The organism is Sneathiella aquimaris (genome assembly GCF_026409565.1).
In the GTDB taxonomy this organism is placed as follows: Bacteria; Pseudomonadota; Alphaproteobacteria; order Sneathiellales; family Sneathiellaceae; genus Sneathiella; species Sneathiella aquimaris.
The window spans coordinates 3412508-3434865 of the sequence record NZ_CP112881.1 but is presented as its reverse complement, the minus strand read 5'-3'; the positions used below and the strand labels follow the sequence as shown (position 1 = coordinate 3434865).

The window sequence follows — 22358 nt, the reverse complement described above, 5'->3', positions numbered from 1 at the left end:
AGTGAAAGAGAGCAGATTTTCTATGCAAAATTTGCTTCAAGGTGAATGATATCCAGTGACCGGGAAAGGGCTGAAAAAATGGCGACACTTGAAGAAATCACAGAAGGAATGCGCGAGCGGATTGGCGAGGACTGTGGTCTGGACGCGACATTGAAGTTTGACTTCAAAGGAGACGGCATCGTGCATGTTGATGCGGACACTGTTCCAAATGTTGTGACCAATGAAGATAAAGAAGCAGATTGCACCATCAAAATAACAAAGGAAAATTTTGAGGCCCTTGCGGCTGGTGATCTGGATCCGACAACTGCTTTTATGATGGGTAAGTTGAAAATCGAAGGAAATATGGGCATTGCAATGAAGTTGCAGAGCGTGTTTGGTTGATTGATTCTTGATCCCATCACAGGAAGGCGGTCTTGAGGGCCGCCTTTTCTGTTCAGAAGGTAGATTCTAGGTCTTCCTCTCATTGATCTGCGTAAAAGAGGCGCTTCGTGTACAGGGAAACTGGAAAAAAACATCAAATTCACGATTTTCTGTCTAAAGATGAAATTTTCTCTGTACCTTTGCGGATCAATTGATTAAGAAAAGCGCTTCGAATTTAAGTTAAAACCGAACGGAGCTAGTCACATGACAGCGAGATCAGCACGGCACGGCCGCAATCAGGGTGGTAAAAGCCGGAAATCAGGTGGCGGTGGTCGCGGTAACGGCGGTGAAAAAAACACCCGCTCAAACGCACAGCGCGCTGCCCGTAAAATTACAGCTAAAATGGGTCGCCACGCGGCTCGTCGTCAGCTGAAAAAAGTACAGGCTGCAACGAAAGCTGCTGCCTAACTTTTTAATGTATTCAAAAAAGCCGTGCCAGAGTGATCTGGTGCGGCTTTTTTACGTTGGGCCCGGGAAGCACCTAATGGTCACCCTTTTCTTTTTTGCGCGGCAATGGCGCTGCCGGCGACCGGTATGAAACACTCTGTCCCTGGTGATCATGGCTCAACGGTTGTTGACGCTCCTTTGACGAGAGAACCAGGAGGTTGGCGAGAATTGATGGGTTTAGGTTGCGCAGTATGACCATAGTTCATTCTTTTTATGCAATTGATAATCATTATTAAAAAACACATGAAGAAGAAAAGCAAATACTTTTAGCACTGGAATATTCTGAAAGGGAATGTCAGCCGTCGAAGGCGATATACCGCTCGCCGACATTTTCATAGCCCGTGACAAAATCCCAACCGTCCCGTTCTGCAGCGATTACAATATTTGCGCAGGCACGGCTATCGGATAAGGCGTCATGGTGATCAAGATCCAGACCAAGAAAATGGGCCACATTTGGAAGTTTCGTTGGCCGTACTTCCCACATTTTACGCGCCAGCTGAACGGTACAGATGAATTCCGGCTCGGGCATGGGGAGGTCATAGGTCTTGCAGCAACTATTCAGGACTTTGCGATCAAAAGCAGAATTATGGGCGGCTAAAAAGTCGATGCCTTCAAAAAGCGGTTCCACCTCGGGCCAGACATGATCGAAGGTGGGTTCGAACTCAACATCTTCCCAGCGGATCCCATGGATATGCGTGAAGTTGAAGTCAGGTGTAGGGGGGCAAATCAGGCGGACTTCTTCTGAGACAATTGTCTTGTCTTCGACCCGCACAAGGCCGATAGCGCAGGCACTATCTGAGCCATAATTCGCCGTTTCAAAATCAATCGCTAAAAAAGTACTCATGTTCTTTACATAACAAAAAACTCCCGGACGGTCATCCGGGAGTTTTGATTATTTTAGCTGGCTGCGGTTTGCGCCTTCTTTCGGGCTTCGTATTTTTGTTTTTCTTCTTCAACCAGTTCTTTTTTGGACAGTTTTCCAACCAGTGTTTTTGGAAGTTCCGGCCTGAACTCAACGGCCGCTGGTAATTCATGTTTACCAAGCTTGTCTTTAAGATACTCTCGCAGTTCTTCGAGTGAAAACTCCTCCGCGCCGCTGCGAAGTTTGATGAACGCTTTGGCCGCTTCCCCGCGATAATCGTCAGGAATACCAACGACGGTAACTTCCTCAACGGAGGGGTGTTCGAAAATCTGCTCTTCGATAATTCTTGGATAAACGTTAAAACCACCAGACGTGATCATGTCTTTTGTCCGGTCGACAATATGCATATAGCCATCTTCGTCCAGATACCCTGTATCACCGGTCATGAAGAAATCGCCGACAAAGGCTTCTGCTGTAGCTTCTGGTTTTTTCCAGTATCCCAGCATGATGTTCGGACCCTTAATGCCGATCTCGCCAATTTCGCCGACTGGCATTGTTTTCGAGCGATCCGCCACGTCAAAGATTCTGATTTCTGTGCCGGGCACCGGAACGCCAGCAGAGCCTGCAACCCGTTTCTCGGTCATTGGGGTCGATGTGCCGGATGGAGAGGTCTCGGTCATACCCCAGCCTTCCAGGAGGCGGCAACCGGTTACTTTCTGGAAAAGATTCTGAACTTCAACAGGAAGAGGTGCGCCACCGGAGGCACAGAATTTAAGCGACGTTAGGTCAAATTTATCAACTTCCGGATGGTTAGCGATCGCCATATACATGGTCGGTACGCCCGGCATCATGGTTGGCTTTTTCTTGTCGATATCCTTCATTACATCATCAAGTTCGAATTTTGGATGCAGGATTATTTCAGCACCTCCGGCAATACCGAAATTCATGTTTACGGTTAGCGCATAGATGTGAAAGAGAGGGAGAACGGCAAGGACCCGTTCGACGCCATCTTTCAGGACGCCGTCTTCGCCGTCCTGCATCGCCCTGAGTTGCTGGCATGCGGCGACAAGATTTTTATGGCTTAACATAGCGCCTTTTGGCAAACCTGTTGTTCCGCCTGTATATTGCAATACCGCCACCCGCTCCGCCGGGTTGAGGACTGGCACAGCCTCGAACACGCCGTCATTATCCAGAAGACTTTTATAGCTGATATGCTGATCGTTATGCGGGAATGTCGCAATTTCCTTTGATTTTACAATCGGATACAGGAAATTCTTTGGAAAGGGCAATACTTCTTTAAGGTTGCCGACGATGATCTTTTTCAGTCGGGTTTTGCCAAGAAGTGCTTTAATATTCGGGTACAACACCTGCAAATCCAGGGTCACCATAAAATCGGTTTCACTGTCTTCGATTTTATGAACCAGCTCGCGTTCTGCATCCAATGGCGAATAATTAACGACGGTTCCGCCCGCTTTCAAGATGCCGAAAAAACACACGATGAATTGGGGGCAATTCGGCAGGTATAGTCCAACATGAACGCCCTTTTTGACGCCCATCGCCTGAAAACCCTTCGCAGCACGATTAACAAGGTTATCCAACTCACGATATGTGATTTTTTTGGACATGAAATCGATGGCATTATTGTTCGGCCATTTAGCAACGGCTTCATCAAGAAAAGCGTAAACGGGTTTGTTCTCTATTTCGATTTCCCAGTTTACTCCTCGTGGGTACGATTTTTCCCATGAAAAGTCTGACATTTTATTCCCCTTATTCGACTGGCGGTTCCCTGTGGTATTTTTTCTTAGTAGGTTACGTTGACTAACCAAGTCTGGTCAAAGAAAAATATCATAAAACAGCGCTATTGCGCAAAATCAATGACCGACGGTCAGCGGCAACGGTACGGTGTTCAAAAAGGAGAATAAGAGTGCCAACAGCCACAGAGACAGCCCGCAGTTGCGTTAATGACGCTTTGGCGCAGGCAAAAACCAACAATATTTCAGAAGATGCGCTTGCGCGCGCCTTGATCGCCGAAGCGATTGCCGTGTTCAAAAAAACGCGATCTTTTGATGATATTGCCAGTGAGCTGGTTTTTTTCGCTGAAAATCTCAGTGAAGAAGAGGATTATAATTTTATGCGACCGTAGTCGGTTGTTTACATCTCTGGAAATCCGTCATAGCCGGATCCGCAAATAACAACGCCTACTTTTTCGGCGCTGTCAGGGACAAATTTCCCTGTTCTTAAAGCAGCAACCGCCGCCGCCGCGGCAAGTTCGGTTGCAATGCCACAAGCGTTCCATAACCATTGGGCAGCTTCTTGCATTTCCTGGTCCTCAACAAGGACAATTTGATCCACGTTTTTGGAAATGATGTCCAGATTTGATTGCGCGGACCGGCGCGGTGCCAGAGTGCTGGCCCGGGTCGCGATTTTTTCAAGAGTAACCAGCTCACCTTTGCGGCAGCTTTCAAACAGGGTCGGGGCGCCAGTGGCCTCAACACCAATAATTTGAATGTTCGGGTTCAGGAGTTTTGCCGCGGCTGAGATCCCTGAAATCAAACCACCGCCGCCGATCGCGACCAGTAGGATATCGAGAGCGGGAGCCGCTTCAAGGATTTCCAGAGCCAGTGTGCCCTGTCCTTCGATAACAGATTGATCAGCAAACGGATGGATATAGGTTTTGCCTTCTTTTGCAACGGCGTTCAAGGCAAGTTCATTGGCATCATCCCAAACATCCCCTTGGACGATAACGTCTGATGCAATTGCCCGTAATTTTTCGATTTTGCTTTGGGGAGTGTTCGTTGGAAGATAAATGGTCGCAGGCGTTCCGGTAAGGGCGCCTGCGACGGCGACCCCCATCCCGTGATTGCCACCAGACGCTGTTACCAAGCCCCGGTCAAGGGCCTCTTTGTCTAGGTTTAAAACAGTGTTTAAAGCCCCGCGTATCTTGAACGAGCCAGACAATTGCAGATTTTCCAGTTTGAGAGTAACGTTCTGCTTTGTATCCAGTTCAACATCCATAATGGGAGTTTTTCGGATAAACGGAGACAGTCGTTTTCGGGCCGCTGTAAAGGCGTCGATTGAAATGGTGTTACTCATGATGGAAAGCCTGATAAAAAAACAATTACAAACCTGAGTCTATACCCTCTACAGAAATGAGTGCAACTCTAATGCGGAACTGGTGTCCGTAAAAAACGAAAATGAAAAATGAAAAAGGAATGACAGGGATGTCTTACACAACGCTGGCGCTGAATATCGAAAATCATATCGCGCATATTCAGTTAAACCGACCTGCAAAGTTAAACACGCTGATTATGGAATTCTGGCAGGAAATGGTGGATGCCTTCGCCGAAATTGAGAAAACAGCGTCTGCCCGTGTTGTTGTCATATCATCAACGGGAAAGCATTTTACAGCAGGGCTGGACCTGAACGCATTTGGCAATATTGCAAGTGATATGCAATCGGCAACTGATCCTGCCCGCATTCGGGAGCAAATGCGTAATAATGTCCGGGAAATGCAGGAAAGCTTCACGGTTATCGAAAAATGCCGCTTACCTGTACTTGTCGCTGTTCAGGGAGGCTGTATTGGTGGGGGCGTTGATCTGGTTTCTGCCTGTGACATGCGATACTGCACAGAGGATGCTTTTTTTACCATTCAGGAAATTAACATCGGGATGACGGCAGATGTAGGAACGTTGCAGCGGTTGCCGCATCTTATACCATCTGGCATCGTGCGCGAGCTGGCATATACGGGCCGCCGGATGATGTCGGCAGAATCCAAAGAAGTTGGGCTGGTCAATCACGTATATAAGGATGCTGACGCCATGATATCGGGCGTTCTGGAAATCGCCGAAACGATTGCCTCCAAGTCACCGCTTGCGGTTCACGGAACCAAGGAAATGTTAAACTACACTCGCGACCATTCCGTGGACGATGCTTTGAATTACATGAGTGTCTGGCAATCCGGGATGTTCTTTTCCAACGATCTGTTTGAAGCGGCGAAAGCGAACGCGGAAAAACGAAAACCTGTCTTTGATGATTTGTTGCCACCAAGGAAGCTTGTCCGCCGGCAACCCTGACTTAGGCGCCGATTACTTTCCAGACACCATCAGCGGTGATGATGATCTTTTCGCCGTTGACCAGTTCCCCGCGGACAAAAACCACAGAGACACCCTGACGGATAATCTCACATCGCATTTCAAGCCAGTCGCCAATTCTGGCACTGGCAATGAAATCAAAATTCAGGCTGATGGTTGCGGTTCTTTTTCGGCCGACCGCCTGCCAGATTGTCTGGCCCATCATTTCGTCGAGAAAGCTCATCATCATCCCGCCGTGAAGAATGCCATTGTAATTGGTCAGGCTTTCATCCACCAAAAAACCGTAACGATATTGACCATCGTCTTCTTTTTTGTAGTAGAGGGGACCGATTTTATCGGCGAACGGGCCGCGGCCTTTAGAGACTTTAAAGCCGTCGGGAATACTGGAAAGGGTCATACGGATCTCGCTTTTTGAAACCAGTATGACCGATCCCGAGTAGAATGCAAAGAGAGACCGTTTGCAATTAAGCGTGCGAACAATCCGGGTGTCTTGGATCAGTCTGTTTCTGGAAATCCGTTTCGGATGGCATTATCAACGCAATCCTGTTTTTTGATGTACCCTTCGGTTGAAGCTCCGACAATGCGTCCGTTTGGCGCTGTTCTGCGCCAGCGCCATTCATCGCCCTTATCTTTATAAATTTCCCACTTGTCGTTATCGCCATTTGTTTTCATCTGGTAAGCTCCATGTGTGAATGTCATTCAATTAACGCGCGGGATTACGATCTGTGATCAGGAAAACACAGGCCGGGCTATAAAAGTGAAATAAGGACGGGAAGATGCGGCAAGTCAGTGGAGATCTGAATTTTCAAACTTCGGGCCGGGGGCTTTTTGATATTACCCGGCATCTTCAGTCCTGGGTGAGGGAGATAGGTTATTCAGAAGGCGTATTGACCGTGTTCATTCTGCATACATCCGCATCGTTGACGATACAGGAAAATGCGGATCCGGACGTTCTGCTGGACTTGGTGACCTACTATGATCAGCTTGCCCCTGATAACCCGGCCCTATATCGGCACACCGCCGAGGGGCCGGATGATATGCCAGCCCATATTCGGTCCAGTTTGACGGATGTCTCCTTGACCATTCCCGTTCGCGATGGCCGGTTACGCCTTGGAACATGGCAAGGGGTCTATATTTTTGAACACAGAACCCGTGCACATGTTCGTAACCTGGCGCTTCATTTGATCGGAGATTAACCCGGCATCAAGTGCCGGAATTTTCCATCAAACGGATATAGAATTGAATAATCTCTGTATAATTGTCGATATGGATCCGTTCGTTTGTTCCGTGAACCCGGGCAATATCTTCGGGGCCGAAGCGCATGGGGATGAAGCGGTAACTATTTTCCGAAAATGGCTCATAATGTTTTGTATCAGAGCCGGCCAGCATCAATCCGGGTGAAACCAGAACATCGGGCAAAACTTCACGAACGGTTTTTTCGATCATTCTAAAGCTATTGCTGTCGCTGCTGGAAACCTTTGACGGATTATTGCCCTGCATGATTTTTGCTGTGACATCTGGATCATCAACAACATTGTTTACGTGGTCGACGATGTCCTCAATGGTATCCCCGGGCAATAACCTGAAATTGACGGTAGCCCGTGCTGTACTGGGTAAAACATTGTCTTTAGTGCCGCCGTTAATAATGGTTGCCGCCGTTGTGGTTCGCACCATTGCATTTGTCGTTTTCCCCTTTGCCAGCTGATCGACAAGGACAGGATCAAGAAGCCAGCGGTTAGAAATTACGGCTTTCAGACTTATTGGCATATGAGGCGCCAGTGTTTCCAGCATATCGGAAACCGGGCTTTGCAGGGAGGCGGACAGGCGGTTATCTTCAAGTCGTGCAATAGCCCGTGAAATCTTGCCAACAGCTGTTGCTTTTGGCGGGATAGAGGAATGACCGCCTTCTGCACTTGCAGTTAATTCAAGTGTTAAATATCCTTTTTCTGCCAACGCAATGAAGGCAATTGGCTGGCTTATGCCTGGCATAATGTCCTTTACGACAACCATGCCTTCATCCAGCGTGAAGGCTGGTTTTACGCCTTGGTTTTTCAAATGTTCCGCGATTTTACCGGCGCCATTCTCACCCCCGATTTCTTCGTCGTGACCAAAGGCTAAGTAAAGTGTCCGTTTTGGAGAAAAACCTTGTGCGAGTTGGTATTCCGCAGCTTCCAGTATAGCAAAGACCGAGAGTTTATCATCCAGTGTTCCGCGGCCCCAGATTGCGCCGTCGATGATCTTTCCCGAGAAAGGAGGATGCTCCCAGTTTTGCTCGGTTCCCGCTTCGACGGGGACCACATCCATATGGCCCATCAGGATGCCGGGCTGTAAAGAGGCATCGCTGCCTTGCCACGTATAGAGGAGGCTGTGATTGCCAAACACTTCCTTCTTTAGTTTTTGGGCAACAAGTGGAAAAGAGGCGTCAATCAGGGCATGCAGCTTTTCAAACTCAGCCTGAGCGACAGGGGCACTATGCGAAACCGAAATTGTTTTGATCTGGACCGCCTGGCTGAGTCGCTGCGCGACAGCATCCGCATCAATATTTGCTTTGTTTATTTGTTCCGCCTGGATTGTTTTCGGTGTGTTGGTGATTGTTTTGAACGCGATGACCGCGACCAAAATCAAGACAACCCCAACAACACCAATAATGATTTTCTTAATCACAAGAGTTCCCCTATCAAGTTTGTAGAGGAACTCTAGCTTAGAAAATTAAATAGAGAAACCACCCAATTTTGTTTCCAGATATTCTGAAATTCCTTCGTGACCGCCTTCTCGGCCAAGACCACTTTCCTTCATCCCGCCAAATGGGGCCGCAGCAGCGGTCGGATTGATATCATTTATACCGATAATGCCAAATTTCAGACCTTCATACATTCTGAAAGCCCGGCCGATATTTGGGGTGTAAACGTAAGCGGCCAATCCGTAGTTGGTATCATTGGCTTTTTCCAGTACCTCGTCTTCACTTTCAAAGGTCAGAATAGGGGCAACCGGACCAAATGTTTCTTCGCGGTAAATCAGCATCTCTTCGGTTACATCGGCCAGAACGGTGGGGGCATAGAAGAACCCTTTTTCGAGACCGTTTTCAATGAGGCGATGGCCACCACAAACAAGGCGGGCCCCTTTATCCAATGCATCTTTGACCTGTCGCTCTACTTTATCAACCGCGCCGGGGCCGACAAGCGGTCCAATACTGATGCCGTCTTCAAGGCCATTCCCACCGCGCATTTTACGAACACGGGATTCCAGCGTTTCAATGAACGGCTCGACGATTGATTTGTGGACGAAAATACGATTTGGACTGATGCAGGCTTGTCCTGTATTCAGGAATTTGACCAAAGAAACACCTTTCGCCGCATGTTCCGGATCTGCGTCGTCAAAGACAATAAACGGGGCGTGTCCGCCCAATTCCATTGACACACGCTTCATATTGGCCGCAGCCCCCTGGGCCAGCATTTTCCCGACATTGGTCGAGCCTGTGAATGTCAATTTGGCAACTTTCGGGTTGCTGACAAATTCTTCGCCGATAACTGCAGGTTTTTCGGCTGTAACGAGATTGACCACGCCTGCAGGGATGCCGGCCTCTTCAAAAATTTTGAACATGGCAATGGCGCAGAGCGGCGTTGATTCTGCGGGTTTCAGAACAATTGTGCACCCAGCCGCAAGGGCGGGGGCTATCTTTCGTGTAAGCATGGAGATCGGATAGTTCCACGGGGTGACTGCCGCGACGACGCCCACTGGATGTTGCTGAACAATAAAGCGCTGATCACCGCGCGGTGCGGGGATGGTTTCTCCGTAAATACGTTTGGCTTCTTCTGCATACCAAAGCAGAAAATCCGCGCCATATTGCACTTCGTTGCGGGCAGCTTTCAAGGGTTTTCCCTGCTCTGTTGTCATGAGACGAGCAAGCTCTTCTTTTCTCTCCAGCATTAGCCCATGCGCACGATAGAGAAAAGACGAGCGTTGATATGCACTGGTTTTCGACCAGGATTTAAAGGCCTCAGCCGCGGCATCAATCGCAGTCTTTACCTCGGTTTCACCGCCATTTGGCACGTGATCAATAATGTCACCATTTGCTGGATTGGTGACAACAAATTTTGATCCATCTTCAGCGTCCTGCCATTGCCCGTTAATATACATTTTAGCACGCATCCTTTAGTTTTTGATTTTCATTGCATGGGCCATAGCGTGCCTTTGCGGCCGTGTAAAGTCTGATTTTACGCCGTGAGTGTGTGAAAACCGACCACAATGGTGGTGTGGATTTTAATGGATTATCTTATAAACGGTTGTCCTGCCATCCTGTACTTCATAGGGTAAGCCATCAAGGTCATGGATATGAACATCCCGCGCCCGATTATGCATGAGAATGTCAATCGCTCTCTGCTCGTGATCCGGATCGCGGGTGTGAATCCACAATGGGATGCCACCGTGTTCCAGCTGCCGGTCGTAATATCCGGTTTGCCGTTTATCGACAATGTTCATAAGAATTAAGCCAATACCAGCTCCTATCAACCCGCCAATTGCCGAAACGATAAGAAGCATAACGGTTGACAAACCAAACGCGGCCGAAACCCCTGCACAGGCCAATGTCAGGATATAAATGGGAGCTCCCAACAGCGCGCCTTTGGCATCACCAACGGATTCAGGCTCGATAACCGGACCGCGCAATGCGCTGGGGCTGTCTTCAGTTTGAAGGGTGTCTTCAATGGGAAGCAAAGATTTGCTGCCGACAACCTGATCCCGCGCCAGCATTGTAATGTCAGAGCGATCAAACCCCTGACTTTGCAGTTCGTCGACACAATCATGTATGGCGCCGATATCGTCGAAAACACCAACGGCTTCTCTGACGGCGGGAGATGGGTGTTTTTGCGCATTTTCCATAAAGGATCCTCCTTTGCAGGTTGTTCCCCTCAATCAAAAACGCGACAATCCACTTATTTTCTTATTGGCGTCACTATACATTAAAAATATCTAATTTGCAAAATCGCTTTAATGTTCAGCGTAGGGTTTCAGGGTGATGTTGCGGATCCAGTGTTCTCGCTTTTCCTTCGGCGAGACGCTTGATACAATGAAGAAAAAAGGGAGGTGACTGTGGCAACTACAGAGCAACGAAGAACGAGAATAAAACGCAGCGTTGACGCGATCAGAGACAAGATCGGAACCACAATACCGGATCAGGCAAAGCTGGATTTCATACGAAACGAACTGATTGAACTGGCCTCGGAAACAGACCTTTTCAATCTGGAGGCCTTTCCGCCACCGGAACCAGACAGTAAAAGACGAAGCTGTTTGTATCGTTTGTCAGAAGACCCGGATCATCGCTTTGCCCTATATGCGAATGTTGCAAATGGAGAGGTGAACGCGCCACCGCATGATCATACGACCTGGGCCGTTATCGTCGGTATAACTGGTCAGGAGGAAAACCGGTTTTACCTTAAAAGAGAAGATGGTGTTGAATTGAAAGACCGCCAGATCGTCGAAGCCGGAACAGGTGTTACGTTTCATGCAGAGGATGTGCACAGCATTCATATTGCCGACGGTGACCCTGTTCTCAATTTTCATATGTACGGTTTGGCGCTGGAGCAATTGCCGAACCGTAATTATTGGAGTGAGCCCGCGGCTGAATGGCGTGTCTTTCCCGCACATACTGACATAAGAGAGGCGCGATAGTGTCATTTGAGACAATCTCCCCCGCCCAGATGCAGCAAAAGCTTGCCTCCGATGCGGAAGTTGCTTTTTTGGATGTCCGGGAACAAGGCGTTTATGCACAGGGGCACCCTTTATGGGCAACCTCAATGCCGCTTAGCCGGCTTGAATTGGAGGCTGAACGAAAGCTGCCTCGCAAATCTGTAGACATCTGTTTGATTGATCAGGGGGATGGGGACGGGCTTTCCGTCCGGGCAGCCCAGACGTTGGCAGAAATGGGATTCACCAGTTTGTCAATTCTGGACGGTGGCATTCTTGGTTGGCATGGCGCAGGGTTTGAAATTTTTTCGGGTGTGAATGTTCCCAGCAAAGCCTTTGGTGAATTTGTCGAACATCACTGCGGAACGCCGCATATTACAGCCGATGAGTTGAAACAGCGATTGGAGGCGGACGAAAATATCGTCGTGTTTGATAGTCGTCCGTTTGATGAATATCACCGGATGAGCATTCCGGGTGCGATTGATATGCCCGGCGCCGAACTGGTTCACCGGGTTTTTGAAACGGTAACGGACGAAAAGACGACTATTGTTGTTAATTGCGCGGGCAGGACACGCAGTATTATTGGGGCGCAGTCTTTGATTAACGCCGGGATTAAAAATCCGGTTATGGCGCTTAAAGACGGTACAATGGGGTGGTACCTGGCAGGCCACAACCTTGCCAATCATGCAAACACCATTGCCCCTGAACCATCCCGTGAAAATCTGGACCGCAGCGTGCGGGCCGCCCGTACCGTCGGGGTGAAGGCAGGCGTTGAATTGTTGGAAAAAGATGGCCTTTTAGCGTTGCAAAGGCAAGCAGAGGAAATCAGTCTGTTTGTGCTGGATGTGCGGACGATTGAGGACTTTGCGGCGGGGCATATTCCTGGCAGTCACTTTTCGCCGGGCGGTCAGCTTGTTCAGGCGACCGATGAATATGTGGCCGTTAAAAACGCTCATTTGGTCTTGGTGGATGACAGGGAAGTACGCGCCTGGATGAGTGCTTCCTGGCTTAAACAAATCGGATGGTCGAACGTTTTTGTTCTAACCGATTTAAGGGGGTTTGAACTGGCCTCAGGCAGGGATGACCAGACGGCACAGCGCGGGGATATAACACCGTTGGAATTAGATGCTGTCAACGCATCTGGTGAGGCCGCCGCGGTTCTTGACCTTGCGAATTCTCTTGCCTATCGAAAATCCCATATACCGGGGTCTTATTGGATTATTCGGTCCCGGATTGCAGAGGATCTGAATTTCCTGCCTCTCGTTGGATATATTGTGATTACCGCTGACGATGAACGGTTGGCACATTTGGCTGTTAGAGATGTGAAGGCGGCAAGGCCGCTTGCCATTGTTCATGTGTTGACGGGCGGTAATGAAGGGTGGCGGCAAGCGGGGCTGCCAACGGAAGAAGGGGATACGCGGCTGCTGAGTAAACAGGATGATCTGTGGTATAAGCCCTATGACAACCGGGAAAAGATTCGCCAAAGAATGCAGGAATATCTGGATTGGGAAGTCGCGTTGGTCCCGCAGGTCGAACGGGACGGAAATACAAGATTTTCGGTTCTGGAATAAGGGCAGGCGTCGTTTGATTTCGTTCGGAAAATCGTATTTTTAATTTTCTTGTTTCCCGCAGTTAAGGTGGGCTTGCATTCAGTTTCGTCTCGGCCTAGCATAGGCTGAAATGGGCACGTGAGATGCCCTGTTTTATAATGGAGGAACCCCAATGGATTTGTCGTTCAGTGATGAAGATTTAGCCTTTCAGGCGGAAGTCAGAGAATTTTTTGCAACCCAGCTACCTGAGGACGTTAAAGATCGATGTGATCGCGGACTTCATTTTACCAAAGAAGGGCAGCAACGTTGGCAGAAAATCCTGCATAAAAAGGGCTGGATGGCACCAAATTGGCCGGTTGAATATGGGGGCACCGGTTGGACGACGACCCAGAAATATATATTCGCACAGGAAATGGGGGCGGCTTCTGCCCCGGCGCCAATGCCATTTGGTGTCAGTATGGTCGGTCCGGTGATTTACACTTTTGGTAATCAAGAGCAAAAAGATTTTTATCTCCCACGTATTTTGAACTCTGATGACTGGTGGTGTCAGGGATATTCGGAGCCGGGATCGGGTTCTGATCTGGCCTCGTTGCAAACGAAAGCTGTTCGGGACGGGGATGACTATATTGTCAACGGCCAGAAAATATGGACATCGCACGCGCAATATGCAGACATGATTTTCTGTCTCGTGCGTACCGACAGCTCGGCAAAAGCACAGGAAGGTATTTCCTTTTTATTAATCGACATGAAAACGCCGGGTATAACGCTCAAGCCAATTATCGGTCTGGATAAAGAGCATACATTGAACGAAGTCTTTTTTGATGATGTTCGTGTGCCTGTGAAAAACCGGATCGGAGAAGAAAACAAGGGCTGGACCTATGCTAAATTCCTGCTGGGCAACGAACGGACAACAATCGCCCGGGTCGCCCAATCAAAACGGAAAATTGCGCGGTTACGCCAAATTGCAAAAAATGAGCGTGTGAATGGCGGTTATCTGGAAGAAGACCGGGACTTTATGCGTAAGCTCAATCAGATCGAAATAGATCTGATGGCATTGGAATATACGGAACTTCGAATGATCTCCATGCTGGAAAGTGGCAAAAAGCTCTCAGCAGAACCGTCCTTACTGAAAATCAAAGGCACTGAAATTCAGCAACGTCTGACCGACTTGCTGGTCGAGTCTTTGGGCATGTATGGCGCGCCTTACGAAGCGCAGCGCGATTACGCTGGTATTAATGAAGCGCCCATTGGTCCGGATTATGCGACCGGACCGATGGCAGAACATCTTTACCTCAAAGCCGCTTCCATTTACGGTGGCAGTAACGAAATTCAACGAAATATCATCTCTAAAATGGTTCTGGGATTATAAGGAATAATAAAAATGGATTTTGAACTTTCAGACGAACAATCCCTGTTGAAAGACAGCGTCGATCGGTTTGTGCAGGATAACTATTCTCCTGAAGCCAGAATGAAGTTGGCAGAAACGGATTTGGGGTACAGCCTCGAACACTGGAAGACAATGGCGGAACTCGGCTGGTTGGGAATGCCTTTCTCTGAGGATGTTGGTGGATTTGGTGGCAATGCCGTTGAAACCATGATCATGATGGAAAGCATGGGCAGCGGACTGGTTTTGGAGCCCTTCTTCTCAACCGTAATTTTGGGCGGTGGCTTAGTCGTTGAAGCTGGAAGCAATGAACAGATTGAGGCAATCATTCCATCGGTAATCGAGGGTGAGTTGATGCTGGCCTTCGCCTATGCTGAAAAACAATCCCGTTTTAATCTCAATGATGTTGAAACAACCGCGACGAAATCCGGAAATGAATATGTTCTGAACGGTCATAAAGCCGTTGTTTATCATGGTGCGACGGCCGATAAGTTGATCGTTTCGGCGCGAACCAGCGGAGATTCACGAGACGCTGACGGTATTTCTCTGTTTGTTGTAGATAAAGCAGCTGCAGGGCTGGACATACAGGGATATCGCACCGTAGATGGCCTTCGAGCGGCAGATGTTCACTTTGATGGCGTGAAAGCCGAAGCGCTTTTGGGCGAAGAAGGCAAGGCCTTTCCGGTAATTGAAAAGATTGTAGATCGCGCAATCGGTGCCTTATGTGCCGAAGCTGTTGGCGCCATGGCGGCAGCTAATGAGATTACAAATGAGTATTTGAAGACACGCAAGCAGTTTGGAACACCAATTGGAAAGTTTCAGGTTCTTCAACATCGCATGGTGGATATGTATATGGAAGCTGAGCAATCCAAGTCCATGTCAGACATGGTCGCGATGAAGCTGGATCTGGGATATGATCTGGATACGAAGAAGGCTGTTTCTGCGACAAAAGCTCAAATCGGTAAGGCGGCCAAGTTTATTGGTCAGCAATCTGTGCAGCTTCATGGTGGCATGGGGATGACTGATGAATATTCTATCGGGCATTACTTCAAGCGTTTATCGACACTGGAAATGCTTTTCGGGAACACAGATTATCATCTGAGCCGTTATTCAGACTTGTCTTAGACGATTAAAGGCACCCATATTATAAAGCTGGAGATTTTCTCCAGCTTTTTTGTGAGGAAATGATGACTTTCCCTTGGATTTCTGTTGGCGCAATATTAGGCGCCGCTGCCATTATTCTGGGCGCGCTTGGTGCCCATCTTCCCGCAGAAGAGGTTGTTGTCGGGCGGTTTCACAACACGGCATTACTGTTTCATATGGTGACAATATCGCCAATATTGGTAATCGGTTTGCTGACCGGAAAAGTGTCAAAAGGGCACAGATACTTTCACCTGTCCGCAAGCCTTCTGACACTTGGAGTTCTTTTCTTCTCCGGTTCCTTGTATGTGCGTTCCTTCACCGGGGAAGCCATTGGCTTTTATATAACACCAACCGGCGGTATCCTCATGATTGCGGGATGGCTTTTCCTTGCAATCGGCGGCTTTCTGAACGTCAGGAAAGATTAATCGCCGTAGGTATATTGTTTGAAATGCTTGCGGCATAAGGCAACGTAACGATCATTGCCGCCCACTTCTTTTTGGGCCCCTTCCCGAATAGGGTCGCCATTTTCGTCGACGCGGATCACCATCGTCGCCTTGCTGCCACAAAAACAGATGGTTTTAAGTTCCTTTAATTCGTCGGCCCAGGCCAGTAAATGGCGGCTGCCTTCAAAAAGATTGCCCTGAAAATCAGTTCGAAGTCCATAGCAGAGGACCGGGATCTTGAGCTGGTCAGCGACCTCTGAGAGTTGAAATACCTGATCACGGGACAGAAACTGGCTTTCGTCCACCATAACACAGTCTATTTGCCTGTCTTTGAGGGTGTTCGTGACCAGTTCCAGCAAGTCAGTGTCGTCAGAAAAAAGGCTGGCTTCTGCTTCAAGTCCAATACGAGATGTGATTTTTCCTTGGCCGTACCGGTCGTCAAATGCTGCGGTCAGCAGCAGCGTTTGCATTCCGCGCTCTTCATAGTTGAAGCTGGATTGCAGCAACGTCGTGGATTTTCCGGCGTTCATTGTTGAATAATAGAAATATAGTTTCGCCATGATCTAGATGTCGTTCCAGGGTTTCGGTGTTTCGGAATACGGTATGTATAAGGGGTGTTTTGGTTGTCCCTTTGATGTCAACGCGAGGACATGTACATTTAAGGCATTGTCTCTGAGCATCTTACGAACCGCCAGATGCCGATCCTGATGATCCCCATGGCTGCCCCACGCACAGATGGTCATGTCCGCCCGTGAAATGCTCTCAATGAGGACGTCATCATTTGCCGGGCCGACAGGATCTGACGCCCGTTTCAGATCTTTAGGATCCGTGGCGCGAAAGCCAAATATATTAATCACTTCCAACGCACCAAAGCCCATGGATATGGCACGGCGGTGACATCGCTCAACCGTTGGATCATTTCGCGATGCATCCGCGGTTGACGGGTTCAGCATTAAAAAGGAAACAGCTGGTCCATCATCCCATCGCCGCCAGAGCCGATAACGATAGGTATCACAGTCGCTAAAATCCGCGCCACTCTCTTTAAAAAACCGGGCGTCCATTACAGGCATGTCCTTTGAGTAAAATCTGGAAAAACCGGGCCGGGTTCCCCTGGAACCCATTCAGCGCGTTTCGCCATAATGGTTTTAAACGGGGCCGATGTGACCCAGTATTCCAGCCATTTCTGAACGGCAGGGTACGGGGCATTATCAAACCAGCTGCGGTCACTATTCGCAAACTGCCGGACGAACGGGAAAACTGCAATATCCGCAGATGACGGCTGATCCGACATCAAAAAAGAATGCGAACAAAGTCGATTTTCAAGTTTTTGCAGGAAACGCTCCCCTTCTTCTCGATAGGCCTCGCGGCTGTTTTCAGGGAAACGGACATGGTATTTGTACTTGTCCAGTGCAGACTTGAACGGCCCGTCAGTTTCGTCAATCAACTGCGCCAGTTCTGCTTGCTGTTCAGGGGCATCTGGATGAATATTTTTTGGATCAGACGTTTCAAGCGCCCAGTAAAGAATGTCTCTGCTTTCTTCAAGGACCGTTCCATCCTGCAGAATCAGAACCGGGACGGTTGCTTTTGGACTGGCATCCAGCATTTCCTGTGGTTTGTTTTTCAGCAGGATATCCCGGAGTTCGACCGTCTGGCCTGAAAAGAAAATTGCCATGCGCGCACGCATGGCGTACGGACACCGCCGGAAACTGTATAAAACAGGAATTTCTGAGGTATTTTCGCTGTTTTTCAAAGAAGCCATTTGATCAGTTCGTTACTTGGGATAAGTATCACCTAATTCAAATCCCTGAGCCTGTAAAGACCTGTCAGGTTACCAACGAAGGCGATTGACCCGTCTTAACATTGCCTCGCGCATCATATTGTTCTGACGGAGAAGTTTCTTTTCAGCTTCGTCCTCTTCATCTTCTGCCGTTTTTACATCCGGCACAGGCGCAGAAGCAATTGAAACGGCCCTGTAGGATTGCGAGGCTTCAAGGGCACTAACTGTTTTCTGTTCCAATTTCACAAATACTTCAGTGGGTTGTATTTTGGTGAGATCCTTTGGCCGTTCTTTGGTTGGAGAGGCTAACAAACTCATTTCTTCGGGCGCAAGGTCTGGCGTTTGAATGGTTTCTGCCGGCACTTCTGGTTTCAGCTTGGCAGCAAGTGATGCCTGTTTTTCTGCCAGAGGGGTCTTTTTGGCTAGAGGGCTTTCAGCGGTTTTCCGATCGTCAGCGCGTTCAGGAGGCGTTAGCGATTTTTCACTATTTTTTGATGCAAAGATCTGTTGCATGCTTAGTGGCGTTCTCCGCCGTTGAGGCCGCTGGCTGTCGTCCAGTTTTTCAGGTGTCCACGTTATGGAAGAAACATTTCTTTTAAGCCGGGTCTTCGCGGGGCTAGGGATAGGATCTGGCTCTTTTTTTGGCAGCACCTTTGGTGGTTTTTGTGCAGTAAACAGGGGGAGGCGCGTTTCAATCTGATCAACCAAATACAACATAGCCGTACTTAATCGCTTGTTTTTACGCTTCAGCTTTTTATTTTCGGCAAGCAACTTCCGTTCGCGGTCGGACAGTTCCGATACGTTAGAATATTGATTTTTCAATTTTTTGCTGACGAAATTCATATGTCGCGTAACGTGTCCCCCAAAAACCCTGACTTAACCCTTTTTGGGTGCAAGTCGCGGGCAGTGTAAATCAGATTAATCTTGTTGAAAACACTGGGATGAAGATTTATTGAATTTATTTTTCGTTAACCTTATTCATTAACCTTTATAACGTTTTTATTGCTTCATTGTCTGCTTTGGCGTGCATCGGCCGTAGAAGTAGCTTTGCTGGATAAAGCAGCTTCGATCGAGCATGATCACATAGTTCCCCTGACAACTGGAAAAGTTGATCCAGCTTTGGAACTCATAATCCTCTCCTGCGTTATCGCCTGGATTCTTATGGATCGTAAGATAGTCGATTTTTTCAACATGTTTGGGATCAATCCCGACCTCGGTCATGTGTTGTTGCACGACTGGAGCGCAATCTTCTGCTGTGTAGGCAGCGATTTCTGATTGCAGGGATGCGGCCATTGCCAGATTAAGGTTGGCAATGGCTAAATAACCAAAAAAAAGAGGGCGGATATATCGGTTCATGGTCTGATTTTCACTATAACAGCCTATTCTTATTAGATATGTCGGCGTTTCAATTGGTCAATCAGGCGCGTGAATTTTCTGTTATCGAATGTTCAGCTCTACGGTTTCCAGCCCTTCGATGCCGCCAACAATATGATCCCCAGATTTGATAGCTCCTACACCCGCAGGGGTTCCCGTAAAAATCAGGTCGCCTGGCACCAGTTCGTAGAAACAGGAAAGATGAGCCGTTACTTCTGCGGGGGACCAGATCATGTCAGAGATAAGGGCTTCCTGCTTTCGGCTTTGATTGACGTCCAGCCATATTCTGGAAGATGCCAGATTGCTGGTTTCCGATTTCAGGCGGATGGCGCTACAGGGCGCGGATTGGTCAAACCCTTTGGCACAATCCCATGGGCGCCCCTTTTGCTTGGCGGCTGCCTGAAGATCACGGCGGGTCAGATCTATACCGCAGGCATACCCGAGAATAAAACCGGGCGCCGCGTCCACCGAGATATTCCGGCCCTTTTTTCCGATGGCCAGCACAAGTTCCATTTCGAAATGCAGATTTTCTGTGGCGGCCGGATAGTCAATTGTTGACCGGTTTTGCACAATCGCATCGGCCGGTTTCGAAAAGAAAAAGGGAGCTTCCCGCGTCGGGTCCCCGCCCATTTCTTTCGTGTGTTCCGCATAATTACGTCCCACACAATAAATTCTGTGAACAGGAAAAAGAGTATCCTGACCAAGGATGGGAAGAGCAGGGACAGCGGCCGGTTCAAACAAATAGGGCATTATTGATATTCCAGAAGATGGAGGAAGTTTCCGGTAGAGTAATCCCAGACCATTGATCTTTCAAACAGCTTAGTTGCATTCTTGTGGAAAAGATCCCTAAGATAGTGGGTCCTTTCTGGTCTGCGGGCACAATAAGAAGAAAAAACAAAGGTGCAATATGAATGTTTGGCAAATTGGAGATATCAAGATCTCCCGGATTGTGGAAATTGAAACCTCTGGCGGAACCCGTTTTATTCTCCCGGATGCAACACCTGAAAATGTCCTTCCGATCACTTGGCTGGCCCCCCATTTCATGACGGAAGACGGCAAGCTGACGATGAGTATCCATGCGTTGGTTGTTGATACAGGAACGACCCGCATAATTGTCGATACCTGTATTGGAAATGATAAAGAAAGGGTCGTGCCTAGCTGGAACAAATTGCAGACGCGGTTTCTGGAAGATTTGGAACTGGCTGGATATCCGCGCGACAGTATCGACATGGTTTTATGTACCCATTTGCATGTTGATCATGTGGGGTGGAACACCATGCTTCAAGGTGATCAGTGGGTTCCTACTTTCCCGAACGCTGAATATTTATTCGGGCGTCGTGAATGGGAACATTGGCAGCAGGAAGATCAGGATCATTATGGCTCGGTGATCGAAGATTCTGTTGAGCCGATCATTGCAGCGGGATTGGCGCGGTTCGTGGATATGGACGAACAGGTCTGCGAAGGCGTTGCGCTGGTACCAACGCCGGGGCACACCCCCGGGCATGTAAGTGTGCAGATCACGTCGAAAGGCCAAGAAGCGTGGATTACAGGCGATTCCATTCATCATCCCTGTCAAATGGCCAGAACAGATTGGTCGAGTGCAGCTGATGTCGATCCGGAGGAAGCGCGCTCAACACGCTTGGCAATGTTGAAGGCGTTGTCTGAAAGGGATGTGCTGGTCATTGGAACCCATTTTGCAACGCCAACCGCCGGACATATTAAAGCGGATGGTGAAGATCGTTTCCGATTTGATGTGTAAAATGTAGCGCTGGCTTGTTTCCTTTGGTTGCTATCCAGGGGCGTCATCGTGTATTTTACGTCCGGTCTTTAGGTCTAAAGGAACTTTTATGCGCTGGTTTGGACTATATGGGGTTTTTCTGTTGGCCCTGTCGGGATGCGCAGGAAACCAACCGGTAATAAACCCCGGATCCTTCATTGCTCAATATGGTCTTACGCCTCCAGCTCCGGATGCATTTATTTATTGCAGTGATCATGATTGCCTGAACAAAACATCCATTTCCTTATCCGGCCGTGAATGGCAGGGCATTATTTCACCCCTTAAGGGCGGGGCGGGGACAGCTGCAAAGGAAAGAGAGGCGCTTGCGGTCAGCGTCGGCAATTTTGAAAGAGTTGTTGCAAAACGGGCCGGCACTTCTGCAGATCGCGCGAGAACCGGTATGCGCAATAGCCAACAGTTGGACTGTATTGATGAGAGCCTGAACACTACTGTTTTTCTTATGATGATATCGGCAGAAGGCCTGCTTGATTTTCATGACCTGGAGGGAACCGCGGGTCGGGGCGGCGCCTTTGACTGGCCGCATTTTTCATCGACAATCCGCGAGAGGAAAACAGACATGACCTATGCGGTCGACTCGTGGTTTAGGGACAGCGGCCAACGGGCGGATATTATCCCTTTGAGCCAATGGAAAGCTGGCTGGAACCCGCCTGATTTCAAATAACCGTTAGCGATATTATTCGTATCGCAGGCCTGTTATTAGTATGTTATACGAGGGCAAGGCGCGCAAAACCTGTTTGAGAGGCTATAATGAAACTCTACGATTTAGTGGGCCCACCGAGCCCGCGGCGCATTCGCATTTTTCTTGCTGAAAAAGGCGTTGAGATTGACACCGTGACAATTGATACGCGCGAGGGAGAGCATCTGAAACCAGAATATCAAGCTATTAATCCTCGCTGTACAATTCCGGCTTTAGAGATGGATAACGGCGTGGTTTTGACGGAGGGGGATGCGATCCTCCGGTATCTTGAAGAAAAATTTCCTGAAAAACCTTTATTTGGTCAGTCTCCGGAAGAGCGGGCGGTTGTTAATAATTGGCTCCATATAACTGATCTGGACGGCTTTAGTGCCGTTGCTGAAGTGGTCCGGAATTCTGTGCCAAGATTTGAAAACCGGGCGATAACCGGTTCCCGAAATGTCGCTCAAATAGCCGAATTGGCAGAGCGGGGCAAAAAACGGATCGACTTTTATTTTGAAGATTTGAATGCCCACTTGAAGGGGCGCGATTTTATTGCAGGATCAACTTTCACTGTTGCGGATATTAGCGCAATGATCGCTATTGATTTTGCAAAAATGGCGGGTAAGGAAGTGCCGGAAGAATATCAGGATCTGCTCCGGTGGTATGCATCCGTCTCAGCCCGGCCAAGCGCCAAGGCCTGACCACCGCTCT

At 48.7% G+C, this 22358-nt stretch carries 27 protein-coding genes; 13 read left to right on the top strand and 14 right to left on the bottom strand.

What is annotated here, in order from left to right; translation table 11 throughout:
- The first annotated feature begins 78 nt into the window (after positions 1-78).
- Both OIR97_RS16150 and OIR97_RS16145 read left to right on the top strand, forming a co-directional pair.
- Complete coding sequence (locus tag OIR97_RS16150; protein WP_169543254.1) at positions 79-381, top strand: SCP2 sterol-binding domain-containing protein; 303 nt, start codon at positions 79-81, stop codon at positions 379-381.
- Positions 382-624: 243 nt separating this feature from the next.
- Positions 625-828 carry a hypothetical protein gene (locus OIR97_RS16145; RefSeq protein ID WP_169543253.1) on the top strand — a complete coding sequence of 68 codons (204 nt, stop codon included), beginning with the start codon at positions 625-627 and terminating at the stop codon, positions 826-828.
- 334 nt (positions 829-1162) lie between these two features.
- On the opposite strand, the gene OIR97_RS16140 is transcribed toward OIR97_RS16145, so the two are convergent.
- Entirely contained in the window at positions 1163-1711 is a 549-nt protein-coding gene (locus tag OIR97_RS16140; RefSeq protein ID WP_169543252.1) for a 3'-5' exonuclease, read from the bottom strand.
- Positions 1712-1764: 53 nt separating this feature from the next.
- Positions 1765-3486, bottom strand: a complete 1722-nt coding sequence (locus OIR97_RS16135) for a long-chain-fatty-acid--CoA ligase (RefSeq protein ID WP_169543251.1) — start codon at positions 3484-3486, stop codon at positions 1765-1767.
- Between the two features lie 167 nt (positions 3487-3653).
- On the opposite strand from OIR97_RS16135, the gene OIR97_RS16130 reads away from it, so the two are divergent.
- Positions 3654-3872: a hypothetical protein gene (locus OIR97_RS16130; RefSeq protein ID WP_169542755.1), complete on the top strand. Its 219-nt coding sequence runs from the start codon at positions 3654-3656 to the stop codon at positions 3870-3872.
- A gap of 8 nt (positions 3873-3880) precedes the next feature.
- On the opposite strand, the gene OIR97_RS16125 is transcribed toward OIR97_RS16130, so the two are convergent.
- Positions 3881-4822 carry a threonine ammonia-lyase gene (locus tag OIR97_RS16125; protein ID WP_169543250.1) on the bottom strand — a complete coding sequence of 314 codons (942 nt, stop codon included), beginning with the start codon at positions 4820-4822 and terminating at the stop codon, positions 3881-3883.
- A gap of 128 nt (positions 4823-4950) precedes the next feature.
- Between OIR97_RS16125 and OIR97_RS16120 the strand changes: the two genes are divergently transcribed.
- Positions 4951-5802, top strand: coding sequence for a crotonase/enoyl-CoA hydratase family protein (locus OIR97_RS16120; protein ID WP_219821567.1), 852 nt, complete (start codon positions 4951-4953; stop codon positions 5800-5802).
- Between the two features lies 1 nt (position 5803).
- On the opposite strand, the gene OIR97_RS16115 is transcribed toward OIR97_RS16120, so the two are convergent.
- The gene (locus OIR97_RS16115; protein ID WP_169543249.1) at positions 5804-6217 is read right to left on the bottom strand and encodes a PaaI family thioesterase; all 414 of its coding nucleotides are present in this window, start codon (positions 6215-6217) and stop codon (positions 5804-5806) included.
- 98 nt (positions 6218-6315) lie between these two features.
- Positions 6316-6492: a YegP family protein gene (locus tag OIR97_RS16110; RefSeq protein WP_169543248.1), complete on the bottom strand. Its 177-nt coding sequence runs from the start codon at positions 6490-6492 to the stop codon at positions 6316-6318.
- A 104-nt stretch (positions 6493-6596) separates the two neighbouring features.
- On the opposite strand from OIR97_RS16110, the gene OIR97_RS16105 reads away from it, so the two are divergent.
- Positions 6597-7016, top strand: a complete 420-nt coding sequence (locus OIR97_RS16105; RefSeq protein ID WP_169543247.1) for a secondary thiamine-phosphate synthase enzyme YjbQ — start codon at positions 6597-6599, stop codon at positions 7014-7016.
- Positions 7017-7023: 7 nt separating this feature from the next.
- Here OIR97_RS16105 and OIR97_RS16100 read toward each other — a convergent pair whose 3' ends face one another.
- The 3 genes from OIR97_RS16100 to OIR97_RS16090 all read right to left on the bottom strand — a co-directional run bounded on the left by OIR97_RS16100 (position 7024) and on the right by OIR97_RS16090 (position 10698).
- Entirely contained in the window at positions 7024-8484 is a 1461-nt protein-coding gene (locus OIR97_RS16100) for a M20 family peptidase (protein ID WP_169543246.1), read from the bottom strand.
- A 45-nt stretch (positions 8485-8529) separates the two neighbouring features.
- Entirely contained in the window at positions 8530-9957 is a 1428-nt protein-coding gene (locus tag OIR97_RS16095; protein WP_169543245.1) for an NAD-dependent succinate-semialdehyde dehydrogenase, read from the bottom strand.
- 123 nt (positions 9958-10080) lie between these two features.
- The gene (locus tag OIR97_RS16090; protein ID WP_169543244.1) at positions 10081-10698 is read right to left on the bottom strand and encodes a hypothetical protein; all 618 of its coding nucleotides are present in this window, start codon (positions 10696-10698) and stop codon (positions 10081-10083) included.
- Between the two features lie 210 nt (positions 10699-10908).
- Between OIR97_RS16090 and OIR97_RS16085 the strand changes: the two genes are divergently transcribed.
- The 5 genes from OIR97_RS16085 (at position 10909) to OIR97_RS16065 (ending at position 16004) form a co-directional block, all read left to right on the top strand.
- Positions 10909-11487, top strand: a complete 579-nt coding sequence (locus tag OIR97_RS16085) for a cysteine dioxygenase family protein (protein WP_169543243.1) — start codon at positions 10909-10911, stop codon at positions 11485-11487.
- Entirely contained in the window at positions 11487-13073 is a 1587-nt protein-coding gene (locus tag OIR97_RS16080; RefSeq protein WP_169543242.1) for a rhodanese-like domain-containing protein, read from the top strand. The genes OIR97_RS16085 and OIR97_RS16080 overlap by 1 nt, the downstream gene beginning before the upstream one ends.
- 151 nt (positions 13074-13224) lie before the next feature.
- Entirely contained in the window at positions 13225-14421 is a 1197-nt protein-coding gene (locus tag OIR97_RS16075; protein WP_169543241.1) for an acyl-CoA dehydrogenase family protein, read from the top strand.
- A gap of 12 nt (positions 14422-14433) precedes the next feature.
- Complete coding sequence (locus OIR97_RS16070) at positions 14434-15561, top strand: acyl-CoA dehydrogenase family protein (RefSeq protein WP_169543240.1); 1128 nt, start codon at positions 14434-14436, stop codon at positions 15559-15561.
- A gap of 59 nt (positions 15562-15620) precedes the next feature.
- Complete coding sequence (locus OIR97_RS16065; protein ID WP_169543239.1) at positions 15621-16004, top strand: DUF423 domain-containing protein; 384 nt, start codon at positions 15621-15623, stop codon at positions 16002-16004.
- Here OIR97_RS16065 and OIR97_RS16060 read toward each other — a convergent pair.
- The 6 genes from OIR97_RS16060 to OIR97_RS16035 form a co-directional block, all read right to left on the bottom strand.
- Positions 16001-16582, bottom strand: coding sequence for a thymidine kinase (locus tag OIR97_RS16060; protein ID WP_169543238.1), 582 nt, complete (start codon positions 16580-16582; stop codon positions 16001-16003). The two genes, OIR97_RS16065 and OIR97_RS16060, sit on opposite strands and share 4 nt — an antisense overlap.
- Before the next feature lie 3 nt (positions 16583-16585).
- Complete coding sequence (locus OIR97_RS16055; RefSeq protein WP_219821565.1) at positions 16586-17083, bottom strand: DUF1643 domain-containing protein; 498 nt, start codon at positions 17081-17083, stop codon at positions 16586-16588.
- Positions 17083-17706 carry a glutathione S-transferase gene (locus OIR97_RS16050; protein ID WP_219821564.1) on the bottom strand — a complete coding sequence of 208 codons (624 nt, stop codon included), beginning with the start codon at positions 17704-17706 and terminating at the stop codon, positions 17083-17085. The genes OIR97_RS16055 and OIR97_RS16050 overlap by 1 nt, the downstream gene beginning before the upstream one ends.
- Before the next feature lie 144 nt (positions 17707-17850).
- Positions 17851-18642, bottom strand: a complete 792-nt coding sequence (locus OIR97_RS16045) for a hypothetical protein (RefSeq protein WP_169543235.1) — start codon at positions 18640-18642, stop codon at positions 17851-17853.
- Between the two features lie 156 nt (positions 18643-18798).
- Complete coding sequence (locus OIR97_RS16040) at positions 18799-19155, bottom strand: hypothetical protein (protein WP_169543234.1); 357 nt, start codon at positions 19153-19155, stop codon at positions 18799-18801.
- Positions 19156-19236: 81 nt separating this feature from the next.
- Entirely contained in the window at positions 19237-19923 is a 687-nt protein-coding gene (locus OIR97_RS16035) for a fumarylacetoacetate hydrolase family protein (RefSeq protein ID WP_169543233.1), read from the bottom strand.
- 157 nt (positions 19924-20080) lie between these two features.
- Between OIR97_RS16035 and OIR97_RS16030 the strand changes: the two genes are divergently transcribed.
- The 3 genes from OIR97_RS16030 (at position 20081) to OIR97_RS16020 (ending at position 22348) form a co-directional block, all read left to right on the top strand.
- On the top strand, positions 20081-20932 hold the full coding sequence (locus tag OIR97_RS16030) for an MBL fold metallo-hydrolase (protein ID WP_169543232.1): 852 nt from the start codon (positions 20081-20083) through the stop codon (positions 20930-20932).
- Positions 20933-21020: 88 nt separating this feature from the next.
- Positions 21021-21632, top strand: coding sequence for a hypothetical protein (locus tag OIR97_RS16025; RefSeq protein ID WP_169543231.1), 612 nt, complete (start codon positions 21021-21023; stop codon positions 21630-21632).
- Positions 21633-21718: 86 nt separating this feature from the next.
- The gene (locus tag OIR97_RS16020) at positions 21719-22348 is read left to right on the top strand and encodes a glutathione S-transferase family protein (protein ID WP_169543230.1); all 630 of its coding nucleotides are present in this window, start codon (positions 21719-21721) and stop codon (positions 22346-22348) included.
- The last annotated feature ends 10 nt before the right edge of the window (positions 22349-22358 follow it).